Source organism: Bradyrhizobium sp. Leo170 (assembly GCF_004296405.1).
In the GTDB taxonomy this organism is placed as follows: domain Bacteria; phylum Pseudomonadota; class Alphaproteobacteria; order Rhizobiales; family Xanthobacteraceae; genus Bradyrhizobium.
In genome coordinates, this window is record NZ_PSRR01000280.1 from 1 (window position 1) to 11,406 (window position 11,406).

An 11,406-nucleotide genomic window follows, 5' to 3' on the forward strand; every position below is an offset into this window, starting at 1 on the left:
AGAGCGTTTTCGAGCGAAGTGGATACCGGTTCGCGTGAAGAAAACGCGTCAAAAAACGACAATCTAGAGCTTCGATTCTGATTCAATCAGGACCGGATATGCTCTAGCCGCGTCCCGTACGCGCAGTGCGGCGCCTCCGGGGCATGGGAGTGTCGAGGGGGAACGGATTGCGCCGGCTCATCAAGATCATCGGCAAGGCCCTGCTGCTCCTGGTTGCAGCGGCTCTCGTCCTTGCCGGTGTGCTCGCCTTCAATGTGTTCAGTCGCGGCTCGCGGCAGCTCCAGGTCGCTGCCATCCCGCGCGAAGCCATTGATGCGGAAGCCGCCGCCACCCGGCTGGCCGAGGCGATCCGCTTCAAGACCATCTCGAGCTTCGAAAAGCCCGAACAGCATGCCCAGGCGCTGCGCGGCATGCAGGCGCATATCGAGAAAAGCTTCCCGGCGTTTCATGCCGCCGCCAAGCGCGAGGTCATCGCCGGTCTGAGCCTGCTCTACACCTGGGAAGGCAGCGATCCGCGGGCACAGCCGATCGCCCTGCTCGCGCATCAGGACGTGGTGCCGGTCGCTCCCGGCACCGACAAGGACTGGCAGCAGCCGCCTTATGACGGCGTGATCGCCGACGGCTTCATCTGGGGCCGCGGCTCCTGGGACGACAAGGGCAACCTCTATTCGATGCTGGAGGCTGCGGAGGCGCTCGCAAACGCCGGCTTTCAGCCGAAGCGGACGATCTATTTCGCCTTTGGCCATGATGAGGAGGTCGCGGGCACGCGCGGCGCCAAGGCGATCGCCGCGACGCTCGCCTTGCGCGGGATCAAGCTCGACTTCGTGCTCGACGAGGGCCTGCTCATCACCGACGGCATTATGAAAGGGCTTGCCAAGCCGGCTGCCCTGATCGGCGTCGCGGAAAAAGGCTATGCCACGCTGGTGCTGTCGGCGCAGGCGACGCCCGGCCACTCCTCGATGCCGCCGCGCGAGACCGCGATTGGCATGATGAGCGCGGCGCTCACAAGGCTCGAGGATCACCGCCTGCCGATGCAGATCCGCGCCACGGTGTCGGAGATGTTCGACACGCTGGCGCCCGAGATGAACGGCGTCAACCGCGTGATCCTGTCGAATCTCTGGCTGTTCAAGCCGCTGCTCCTGCGCGAATTCGCGAAGACCGGACCGACGGAAGCGATGGTCCGCACCACTACCGCGCTCACCATCTTCAATGCCGGCGACAAGGACAATGTGCTGCCCGGCCGCGCCGAGGCGACCGTCAATTTCCGCCTGCTTCCCGGCGACACCCAGGCGAGCGTGACCGATCATGTCCGTTCCACCATCGGCAACGATCGCATCTCGATCAAGCCGTTCCCCGGCAACACCGATCCGCCGCCGGTGACCGGCACGGCCGGCGCGTCCTACCAGACGCTCAACCGCACCATCCGCGAGATTTATCCTGACGTCATCGTCGCGCCCGGCCTGATGATCGCCGCGACCGATTCGCGGCACTATGCCGGGATCACCGACAACATCTTCCGCTTCTCCCCGGTACGCGCCAACAGCGAGGACCTGAAGCGCTTCCACGGCACCAACGAACGCCTCAGCATCGAGGGCTATGCCGACATGATCCGGTTCTATCAGCGATTCATCGAGAACAGCGCGGGATAAGCATCCCAGCCGTCATTCCGGGGCGATGCGAAGCATCGAGCCCGGAATCCATCGAGCCGCATGCGCCGGAGGAGAAATGGATTCCGGGCTCGTCCTTCGGACGCCCCGGAATGACGGCGTTTGCCTAAACCCCCGGCGCCGGCAGTTTGGCGATGGCGCAAGCGGCGCGGAGCGTGTTCACCAAAAGGCACGCCACCGTCATCTGCCCGACACCGCCCGGCACCGGCGTGATCGCGCCGGCGACCTTGAGCGCCTCCTGATAGGCGACGTCGCCGACCAGCCGCGGCTTGCCGCCCTCTACCGGAATGCGGTTGATGCCGACATCGATCACGGTCGCGCCCGGCTTGATCCAGTCGCCGCGCACCATCTCGGGCCTGCCGACCGCCGCATAGAGCAGGTCGGCGCCGGCAGCGAGCTTCGGCAGGTCGCGCGAGCGCGAATGCGCGATCGTCACCGTCGCATTCTCGTTCAGGAGCAACTGCACCAGCGGACGCCCGACCAGATTGGAGCGCCCGATCACGAGCGCATTCATGCCTTCGAGCGAGGCATGCACGCTCTTGGTCAGGATGATGCAGCCGAGCGGCGTGCAGGGCGACAGCGCGGCAAAGCCGCCGGCGAGCCGCCCGGCATTGTTCGGATGCAGGCCATCGACGTCCTTGGCCGGATCGATGGCATTGATGATGGTTTCGGTGTGAATCGATTTCGGCAGCGGCAGTTGCACCAGGATGCCGTGCACCGCCGGGTCGCGGTTGAGCTTGCCGATCAGCGCGAGCAGATCGGCCTGCGCGACGTCGGCCGGCAGCTTGTGCTCGAACGAAGCCATGCCGGCAGCCTGCGTCTGCGTGTGCTTGCTGCGGACATAGACCTCGCTCGCGGGATCATTGCCGACCAGGACCACCGCCAGCCCCGGCACCAGCCCCTGCTCGCGCTTGACGCGGGCAACCTCTTCCGCGACGCGTGCGCGGAGGTCGGCTGCAATGGCTTTTCCGTCGATGATGTGAGCCGTCATCTCAGTCCTTCGCGTTGAATGCGGTCAGTTGACGCAAGGTCTCGCCGAGCTGTCGCGGATCGCCCTCGATCGCCACCTGTTTGAGCCGCGACGTGGCGCCCGAGAGGATCTTCACCCGTCCCTTGGGCACGGCCAGCGCCTTGGCGAGCAGTTCCGTCACCGCCCGATTGGCCTCGCCGCCGTCGGCAATGGCGCGGACCCGGACCTTCACCACGCTGCGGCCGTCGGACAGCGTCTCGATGCCATCGATGTCGTCGCGGCCGCCGCGAGGCGTCACGCGCAGTGCGACGCTGATGCCATCGGTGGAATAGCGCCAAGGGAGCTGTGCCAAGGGTCGCTCACCGGCCGAAGGCGCTCAGATCACGTTGGGATAGACGTAGTACATGATCACCCGCTCGATGAACATGATGAGCAGGATCACGATGATCGGCGAGATATCGAGCCCGCCCAGATTCGGCATGATCTTCCGGATCGGCGCCAGCACCGGTTCCGTGATCCGGTACAGGAACTCGGCCACCGCGGATACGAACTGGTTACGCGTGTTCACGACATTGAACGCGACCAGCCACGACAGGATGGCAGCGGCGATCAGGAGCCAGACATAGAGGTCAAGGACAATGATGACGATGTCGAGAATGGCGCGCATGTGGTGGGGGCTCGCGGGTGGGACAGTGAGCTAAATATCGGTTCGCCCCTGTACAAACAAGGGAACTTCCGGACCAAGGTGGCCAAAAACCGGGCGTTTACTGTTCTTGACTTGGGCTTGGGCCGGACGGTAAATGGCGCCGATTGCCGGCCGCATTGCTCAGCACGGACCGGTCTGGACGGGGCCATAGCTCAGCTGGGAGAGCGCATCGTTCGCAATGATGAGGTCGGCGGTTCGATCCCGCCTGGCTCCACCACGCTTCGCCCTTCGGGCTACGCGTGGCGCAGCCGCGCAGAGCCCGAGGGGCGAAGCGTGGTGTCCGGCGAAGCCCAACGGGCGAAGACGGGCTTTTTTGTCCACGAACTAACCTGCCAGCCGGCGCCGTTCGCGCACCCCCTACTCCGCCGCCTCCGACATCACCTCCATCGGCACGCGCGCAAGCCAGTCATTCATGAAATGCTTCAGCCACGCCCGCTCGACCGCGTCATAGACGGCGCGGTCGGCAAAATGCTGATGGCGTGGGCGCGCGCCGGGCGAATCCAGGCGGTCGCCGCCGCGCGTGGTCCAGCAATGCATCATCGCGTAGGTGACGTCAGGATGGAACTGGAAGCCGAAGGCGTGTCCGTACCTGAACGCCTGCACCGGAAAGTCGCCGCCCTCGGCGAGAAGCTCGGCGCCGTCAGGCAGTTCGAATCCCTCGCGGTGCCAGTGGTAGACCTGCTGCGGCCAATAGGGGCAAAGCGCGCGGCCTGCTTCGGTCGGGCGGATCGGATAATAGCCGATCTCGGCGCGGCCTTCCGGATGCGGCGCGACGCTCGCGCCGAGCTGCTTGGCGAGCATCTGGGCCCCCAAGCAGATGCCGAGAAACGGCCGTTGCTCGCGCAGCGGAATCTCGATCCAGTCGATCTCCCGCCGCACAAAATCGTCGCCATCATTGGCGCTCATCGGGCCGCCGAAGATGATGGCGCCCGCGTGCTCGTCAAGCGTCTCGGGAAGCGCATCGCCAAACCGCGGGCGGCGGATATCCAGGGGATGGCCGAGCGCGCACAAGGCGTTGCCGACGCGGCCGGGCTTGGAAGCCTCCTGGTGCAGGACGATCAGGACCGGCAGCAGGGAGGCAGGTCCGGTTGGGGTGACGGCCGCGCGCCTTCCACCGGGGAAAGGCAGCACGACATTGGCTTTTTCAGACCGTGACGACATCGACCTCAAGCGGCATGCAGCAAAGCTGGCAGCATACCTAAGCGATTCTTAATTTCGGGTGAGTTCACGCCAACTCATCGAAAATTTGAAAGCAAATCGCGGGCCAGATTGGAGCGTTTTCGAGCGAAGTGGACACCGGTTCGCATAGCAATCAAGTTTACGCAGATTGCGTAGACTTATCTGCGAAGAAAACGCGTCCAAACAAGAATCTGGCGCCCTCGGTCTGCGTCAGCGCCGGCGCAACTGGAAACCGCCGACTGCCGTCAGGATGAAGGAGCGTGGGAAAAATCGGAGCAGGAGCGGCACGAACTTGATGAGGCCGGGAAGCACCGCGCGCTTGTTCGCCATCAAGCCGCCATAGGCCTGTCGCGCGACCTCCGCCGCCGAGACGTTGAGGATCGCGGAGTCAAATCCCGGCGCGAACCCGGCGCGGGCCTGGAATTCCGTCGGCACCGGCCCCGGACAGACCAGGGTGACACGGACGCCGTGCGGCTCGAGCTCCTTGCGTAGCGCCTCCGTGAACGACAGCACATAGGCCTTGGAAGCGTAATAGACCGCCATGCCCGGCCCCGGCAGGAAGCCCGCGATCGAACCGACATTGAGGATGCCGCCGCGATGGCGGATCAGCGAATCGGCAAATCGCAGCGACAGATCGGTCAGCGCGCGGATGTTGACGTTGATGATGTTGAGCTGGTCGGCCCGGTCGCGCTTGTTCGCGTAGCCGAACACGCCGAAGCCAGCATTGTTGACGACATATTCGACCTCGACGCCGGCCTCGGCCAGCGCGGTGGCGATCTTGTCGCCGGCATCTGACTGCTCGAGGTCGCAGGGAATCACGATCGCCGCCGCGCCGCCCTTGGCGGCGATTTCACTGGCGAGCGCCGTGAGGCGATCGGTGCGGCGCGCCACCAACGCCACACGATGACCGTTGGATGCGAAAACTCGCGCCAGCTCGGCGCCTATACCCGCCGATGCACCGGTAATCAGCGTCACACACTCGGTCACGATCGAATGCTCTTAATGAATCACAGGGCCCGTTACGAACGGCCGGACGAGAGCATAGGCTTGTGGTCGGGCGCAAGCCACCCGCGGGCATATCCGCATGCAGCGCCGGCCGCGTTCGCGATCGGAATGCATCATTTTTGGGGCTTATCGCGCAACCGGCCGGTTTGCGCGATGCACATTAAAGTTTCGTCATCTGCACGCTGAAGCGAACAGCCCGCGAACGCCGTGTCAGATTGCCGCGTCGGCAACGCCCCAGGGACCTCGGGGCACGCTCGCTTGCTTTTCGGCTACGCGGCGCTTCAGATCGATGCGATCGCGCGAGGAAACACCCAGGAGATCCGCCGCGCGCCACACCACGTTGTCCTCGAACTCGCTGACCTGGCCGTCGGCATAAACCAGTTCCCACATCATCTCGACGATGCGCAGGCGGCCCTCTTCGTTGACCTGCCGCATGATGACGCTCGTGAAATGATAGAGATCGACCGCCTCGCCTTCGATCCGCGTTGCGGAAGCGATCAATTTGTCCGCGGTGCCGCGATCGAGTCCAAAGCGGCTTTCGATCAGGCTGTGCAGTTTGCGCTTCTCGTTCGCGCTCGGCTCGCCGTCGATCGAGACGACGTGGACGAGCAGCGCAGTGGCGGCAAGACGATAATCATTGTCATCAAACGCCCGATCCGCTTGTGCATCGGGCGACACAATATCGGCAATGAATTGGCGAAGTCCGTCAAGCATCAACGCCTCTATCGATTGACAGTGGATTGGACCTATATGGCGTGGAAACCTGACCCGCGCAATCGCGCCGGTTCTGCGGCCTGCATTACGTTTAGGCAATCTGGGCGCCGGTAAGGCCAAGTTCGCCGTCATTGCGAGCGGAGCGAAGCAATCCATCTCACCACTTGCGGAGGCATGGATTGCTTCGCTTTGCTCGCAATGACGGTTGAAGTCGGCCGCTCAGGGTATCTCGTACACGACCATCTTGTCAGCGATCCCGCGTAGCGCCGCTTCCTTCTGGATCGGCCGGATCTCCGCGTTCTTCAGAATGGAGAGCACTTCCGGCGAATCGATCACCGGCGCAGTGATATGAATTTCCTGCTGAGTCGACAGGCTCTGCACACGTGCGGCGATGTTGACGGTCTGGCCGAAATAATCCTGGCGCTCGTTGAGCATCACTGCGAGGCACGGGCCTTCGTGAATTCCGATCTTGACGATCAGGTCCTCCTTGCCGCGCTCGTCGTTGAGCCGCTTCATCGCCGCGCGCATGCGCAGGCCGGCGGCGAGCGCATGTTCAGGCTTGATGAAGGTCGCCATCACGGCATCGCCAATGGTCTTCACCACCGCGCCGTGCTCGGAAGCGATGATATCGAGCAGCGCATGGAAATGCGCACGCACGAGATCGAAAGCGGCGAGGTCGCCGACCCGCTCATAAAGCGCGGTCGAGCCCTTGAGATCCGTGAACAAAAAAGTCAGCGAGGTGATCTTCAATCGCTGGTCGACGTTGAGATTGTCAGCCTTGAAGACGTCACGGAAGGTCTGGTTGCTCAGCATCCGCTTCGCAGTGAGGATCGGCTTGCGCCTGCCCAGCATCTTGTGCAGCGCGTCGCCGGCAATCCAGACCGATGGCAGCACGCGGACGCCGGCCTGATTTTCCAGCGAAAGTCGCAATGGCCCTGGTCGCAGCACCGTCGTGCCTGTCGGTGCCTTCAGCTTGTTGTAGACGATTGAAAGCTGCTGGCGATCGGTGGTCGGCTCGCCCTGAATGTCAATGAAGTGGGCCGAATGCGTCACCGGCTCGAACACGATGACGTACTGGTTGGGCAAGTTCAGCGACAGGATCGCCTTCTCGCCGGCCGGCAGTTCGAGCGCCTCGAGCGTCGCTTCGTTGATCAGGCGCGAAAACGATTCGTCGTTGATGTCGACACCCGAACTCCAGAACATCTGCCGCACATATTCCCAGATCGGCAGCGTGTTGGGATCATGCGCGCCGATGCGGCGGACTCGTGGGCTGACGGTGAAGGCGACCTCGACCATTTCGTCGACCGAAGCCTCGTAGCCGGCGGCGCAGAGCGCGCAATTATAATCGTCGTGACGCAGCGATTTCAGCGTCGAGTGCGCATCGAGCACCCCGCCGCAGCCAGGACACAGCACGTTCCAGCTCATGTCGAACAGGCCGAGCCGTGACGAGTGGAGGAAACCGGAAATGACCTTTTCCTCGTCGAGCCCGGTACGCCCGGCGAAGTCCAATAGGTTGATGCGGTTGAGATCGCGGTCATGGCCATCGGCAATCAGCCGCGCGATTTCGTCAACGACGGCCGGATCGGCCGTTTGTTTCAACACTGCGAACTGGGCCTGCGTATCGCTCATGGCGGAACCTTAGATGAGATGACCCGCGCCGGAACGCAAGGTCTGATTATCTCGGCTTGATCGTAAACATCGGCGAGCGGTCGGGCTGGGTCGTCACGACCCCGACCGGCATCACCGGCTGCCGGTCGACCAGCGAGACACGGAACGCGCCGATCAGTTTCGCCAGCGCCAGCGTCGCCTCGACCATTGCGAAATGCGCGCCGATGCAGACCCGTGCACCGACGCCGAACGGCAGATAGGCAAAGCGATCGGGCGGCGTGCCGGCCATGAAGCGCGACGGCACGAACGCCGCCGGATCGTGCCAGAGCTTCTCATGCCGGTGCAGCAGCCACGGCGCGATTAGCACCACGTCGTGCTTTTTCACGGGCATGTCGGCGATCGTATCCGCCCCCGCCGCGGCGCGCGCGATCAGGAAGGCCGGCGGATAGAGCCGCATGGTCTCCTCGATGACGGCGCGGGTGAACTTCAGCCGCTCGATCTCGAGCCCACCGCCTGCGGCGACCGCCTTCACCTCGGCGGCGAGATCCTCCTGCGTCGCCGGATCGAGCGAAAGCAGATAGAGCGCCCAGAACAGCGCAGTTGCCGTCGTCTCATGGCCGGCAAGGATCATGGTCGCGATCTCGTCGCCGAGCTGCGCGTCGGTGAAGGCCTGCCCGGTCTCGGGGTCGCGCGCCGCAACCATGAGGTCGAACAGATCGCACGGCGGCGCATCGCTTGTCTTGCCGGCGGCGCGGCGCTCCGCCATCAGCATGGCGACAAAGCCGGTCCAGCGCTTGCGAAAGCGGGCGCGCGCAAAATCCTGCGGGCTCGGCCAGCTCAATGGCAGCAGCATATCGAGGAAGCGTGGCCGCGCCAGCCGCTCGCCATACTCCATGACGAAATCGCGCAAGGTGCCGCCATGGCGGTCCATGCCGAACGAAAACATGGTGCGGCCCGCGATCTCGAGCGTCATCCGCTGCATCGTCTCGCGAAGGTCCACCGGACCATGGCTGGCGGCCTTGAGCTTTCCGATGGTCTCGTCGGTCACGGCGACCATGTGCGGCACCAGCGTCGTGATCGCGCGCGGCGTGAAGGCCGGCGCGAGCGTGCGGCGCTGGTGTTTCCAGGCGCGGCCTTCGGCGATCAGGAGACCTTCGCCGAGCATCGGGCGCAACACCCGGAAGGCGGTCGGCGTGCGCGTATAATTCTCGTAATTGTCGACCAGCACATGCCTGATCGCATCCGGCGTGTTGAGGATGAAGCTGCTGCGGCCGAAGAAGCGGCCGCGGACGATCTCCTCCTCATAGGCGCGCTGGCTCCAGCTTTCGATCGGGCTGCGGCTGATCAGGGTCATGCGCCTGAAGGCGGACAAGTCGTCCGGCGCGCGCGGGGGACAGGGCGGCACCAGCCGCTTCCGCGCAACCGGCAGGTCGTAGACTTCGGCTATGCTCATGGTGCTGCTCCAGTCTCGATCCACCCAGTCTACGCTCTCCATCCGGGGGTGATGAAGCCGTCTTTGGGGAGAGTTCGCCGAACACGCGCATTTGTTACCTCGCCGCCCGCTCCTCGCTCCCGAGCCGGGTTTTTGCGGAATGGAAATGACAGCATGACGACTGGACAATACGGGCGTTTGACGGGCATCACTCGGCTGCCGGAATCAGGCAGCCAACAGAGGACCACGGAACCACCATGACAGCATCGCCGCGACGCCCGAGCCCTGCCTCCGACGGCATCTTGGGGCCGCTTCGGCATTCAGTGTTCCGGCGCATCTGGCTGGCGAGCCTGCTCTCCAACCTCGGGATCCTGATCCAGGGCGTCGGCGCCGCCTGGGCGATGACGCAGATGACATCTGCGGCCGACAAGGTGGCGCTGGTGCAGACCGCCCTGATGCTGCCGGTCATGCTGATCTCGATGCCGGCCGGCGCCATTGCCGACATGCACGACCGCCGGGTCGTGGCGATGGTGTCGCTTCTGATCGCGCTGGCCGGCGCCACGGTTCTGACCGCGCTGGCGTGGCTCGACCTGGTGACCCCGAATATCCTGCTCGCGCTCTGTTTCATCGTCGGCAGCGGCATGGCGCTGTTCGGTCCGGCCTGGCAGTCCTCGGTCAACGAACAGGTACCGCCCGAAACGCTGCCCGCCGCGGTGGCGCTGAACGGCATCAGCTACAACATCGCCCGCAGCTTCGGGCCGGCGATCGGCGGCATCGTGGTCGCAGCCGCGGGCGCGGTGGCCGCCTTTGCGCTCAACGCCCTGTTCTATCTGCCGCTCCTGATCGTGCTGTTCCTCTGGGACCGCGTCAGCGAGCCGTCGCGGCTGCCGCGCGAGCGGCTCAACCGCGCCATCGTCTCGGGCATGCGCTACATCAACCATTCGCCGTCGATCAAGATCGTGCTGACGCGCACGCTGGTCACCGGCATCATCGGCGGCTCGGTCTCCGCGCTGATGCCGCTGGTGGCGCGCGACCTGTTGCATGGCGGCGCCCAGACCTACGGCATCATGCTCGGCGCCTTCGGGATGGGCGCGGTGCTCGGCGCCCTCAATATCGGCGAGGTGCGCAAGCGGATGAGCGGCGAGGCGGCGGTGCGCGTCTGCGCGATCTCGATGGCGGGTGCGATCGCCGCGGTTGCGATCAGCAAGCTGCCGGTGGTGAGCGCGGCGGCGCTGGTGCTGGCCGGCGCGGTCTGGATGATGGCGATCGCGCTGTTCAATATCGGCGTGCAACTCTCGGCGCCGCGCTGGGTCGCCGGCCGCTCGCTGGCGGCGTTCCAGGCTGCAATCGCGGGCGGAATCGCGATCGGAAGCTGGGGCTGGGGCCGCCTTACCGATGTCGCCGGCGTCGAGATCGCGCTCCTGGTCTCCGCGGGGCTGATGCTGCTGTCACCGCTGCTTGGCCTGTGGCTCCGGATGCCGCCGGTCGGCGCTCGCAACGAGGACGCCACCGAAATGCTCGCGGATCCCGAGGTCCGGATGCTGCTCACGCCGCGCAGCGGGCCGCTAGTGGTCGAGATCGAGTACCGCGTCGCACAAGAGAACGCGCGCGCCTTCCACAACGTGATGCTGGAGGTGCAGCTCAGCCGGCAGCGCAACGGCGCTTATGGCTGGTCGATCGCGCGCGACATCGCCGATCCCGAATTGTGGACCGAGCGCTATCACTGCCCGACCTGGCTCGACTACTTGCGTCAGCGCAACCGCGCCACCCAATCCGAGCGCGAACTGCATCTGAAGGCGATCGCCTTCCATCTCGGCCCCGAACCGATACGGGTGCGCCGCATGCTGGAGCGTCCTTTCGGCTCGGTGCGCTGGAAGGACGAGACGCCCGACCCCGGAGCCACCGAAGTATTGCCCGTCGTCGCGACCGCAGCCGGCAGCAGCACCTGACTGCCCTGGTCCTCGTAGCCCGGGTGAAGCGTCAGCATAACCCGGGACCGCTCGAGCATGATCCGGAAAAGTGGAGACCGGTTTTCCGAAAAAGATCATGCTCAAACAAAGAGCTAGAGCGGGATGACGATTCGAAGAAAAGTCATCCCGCTCTAACTAGGGTCTGTTGGGATTCA

Annotated in this window: 10 protein-coding genes and 1 tRNA gene; 3 read left to right on the top strand and 8 right to left on the bottom strand. The window is 64.5% G+C overall.

Translation table 11 applies throughout. From position 1 onward, the window contains the following. The first annotated feature begins 167 nt into the window (after window positions 1-167). The gene (locus CWO89_RS32855) at window positions 168-1,649 is read left to right on the top strand and encodes a M20 family peptidase (RefSeq protein WP_130582646.1); all 1,482 of its coding nucleotides are present in this window, start codon (window positions 168-170) and stop codon (window positions 1,647-1,649) included. A gap of 124 nt (window positions 1,650-1,773) precedes the next feature. On the opposite strand, the gene CWO89_RS32860 is transcribed toward CWO89_RS32855, so the two are convergent. From CWO89_RS32860 to CWO89_RS32870, 3 genes are read right to left on the bottom strand one after another with little or no spacing between them, the layout of a single operon-like run. Next, window positions 1,774-2,658, bottom strand: coding sequence for a bifunctional methylenetetrahydrofolate dehydrogenase/methenyltetrahydrofolate cyclohydrolase (locus CWO89_RS32860; RefSeq protein ID WP_130582647.1), 885 nt, complete (start codon window positions 2,656-2,658; stop codon window positions 1,774-1,776). Between the two features lies 1 nt (window position 2,659). After that, entirely contained in the window at window positions 2,660-2,989 is a 330-nt protein-coding gene (locus tag CWO89_RS32865) for a DUF167 domain-containing protein (protein ID WP_130582648.1), read from the bottom strand. A gap of 24 nt (window positions 2,990-3,013) precedes the next feature. Then, window positions 3,014-3,304: a YggT family protein gene (locus tag CWO89_RS32870; protein WP_028165194.1), complete on the bottom strand. Its 291-nt coding sequence runs from the start codon at window positions 3,302-3,304 to the stop codon at window positions 3,014-3,016. A gap of 180 nt (window positions 3,305-3,484) precedes the next feature. On the opposite strand from CWO89_RS32870, the gene CWO89_RS32875 reads away from it, so the two are divergent. After that, window positions 3,485-3,560: transfer RNA gene (locus tag CWO89_RS32875), tRNA-Ala, on the top strand. 140 nt (window positions 3,561-3,700) lie between these two features. Here the strand turns inward: CWO89_RS32875 and CWO89_RS32880 are convergent. The 5 genes from CWO89_RS32880 to CWO89_RS32900 all read right to left on the bottom strand — a co-directional run bounded on the left by CWO89_RS32880 (window position 3,701) and on the right by CWO89_RS32900 (window position 9,302). After that, the gene (locus tag CWO89_RS32880; protein WP_130582649.1) at window positions 3,701-4,504 is read right to left on the bottom strand and encodes a glutamine amidotransferase; all 804 of its coding nucleotides are present in this window, start codon (window positions 4,502-4,504) and stop codon (window positions 3,701-3,703) included. A 228-nt stretch (window positions 4,505-4,732) separates the two neighbouring features. Then, on the bottom strand, window positions 4,733-5,509 hold the full coding sequence (locus tag CWO89_RS32885; RefSeq protein WP_130582650.1) for an SDR family NAD(P)-dependent oxidoreductase: 777 nt from the start codon (window positions 5,507-5,509) through the stop codon (window positions 4,733-4,735). A gap of 228 nt (window positions 5,510-5,737) precedes the next feature. Next, a complete protein-coding gene (locus tag CWO89_RS32890; protein WP_130582651.1) occupies window positions 5,738-6,241 on the bottom strand; it encodes a tellurite resistance TerB family protein in 504 nt (167 codons plus the stop codon). A 219-nt stretch (window positions 6,242-6,460) separates the two neighbouring features. Then, window positions 6,461-7,870, bottom strand: a complete 1,410-nt coding sequence (locus CWO89_RS32895) for an adenylate/guanylate cyclase domain-containing protein (RefSeq protein WP_130582652.1) — start codon at window positions 7,868-7,870, stop codon at window positions 6,461-6,463. 46 nt (window positions 7,871-7,916) lie between these two features. Next, complete coding sequence (locus CWO89_RS32900; protein ID WP_130582653.1) at window positions 7,917-9,302, bottom strand: cytochrome P450; 1,386 nt, start codon at window positions 9,300-9,302, stop codon at window positions 7,917-7,919. 236 nt (window positions 9,303-9,538) lie between these two features. On the opposite strand from CWO89_RS32900, the gene CWO89_RS32905 reads away from it, so the two are divergent. Next, window positions 9,539-11,230, top strand: coding sequence for an MFS transporter (locus CWO89_RS32905; protein ID WP_130582654.1), 1,692 nt, complete (start codon window positions 9,539-9,541; stop codon window positions 11,228-11,230). Window positions 11,231-11,406: the final 176 nt, after the last annotated feature.

Coding starts and splice junctions, on each gene's coding strand:
- CWO89_RS32905 (WP_130582654.1), top strand. CDS start 9,539: ATGACAGCATCGCCGCGACGCCCGAGCCCTGCCTCCGACGGCATCTTG.
- CWO89_RS32890 (WP_130582651.1), bottom strand. CDS start 6,241: ATGCTTGACGGACTTCGCCAATTCATTGCCGATATTGTGTCGCCCGAT.
- CWO89_RS32870 (WP_028165194.1), bottom strand. CDS start 3,304: ATGCGCGCCATTCTCGACATCGTCATCATTGTCCTTGACCTCTATGTC.
- CWO89_RS32880 (WP_130582649.1), bottom strand. CDS start 4,504: ATGTCGTCACGGTCTGAAAAAGCCAATGTCGTGCTGCCTTTCCCCGGT.
- CWO89_RS32860 (WP_130582647.1), bottom strand. CDS start 2,658: ATGACGGCTCACATCATCGACGGAAAAGCCATTGCAGCCGACCTCCGC.
- CWO89_RS32900 (WP_130582653.1), bottom strand. CDS start 9,302: ATGAGCATAGCCGAAGTCTACGACCTGCCGGTTGCGCGGAAGCGGCTG.
- CWO89_RS32895 (WP_130582652.1), bottom strand. CDS start 7,870: ATGAGCGATACGCAGGCCCAGTTCGCAGTGTTGAAACAAACGGCCGAT.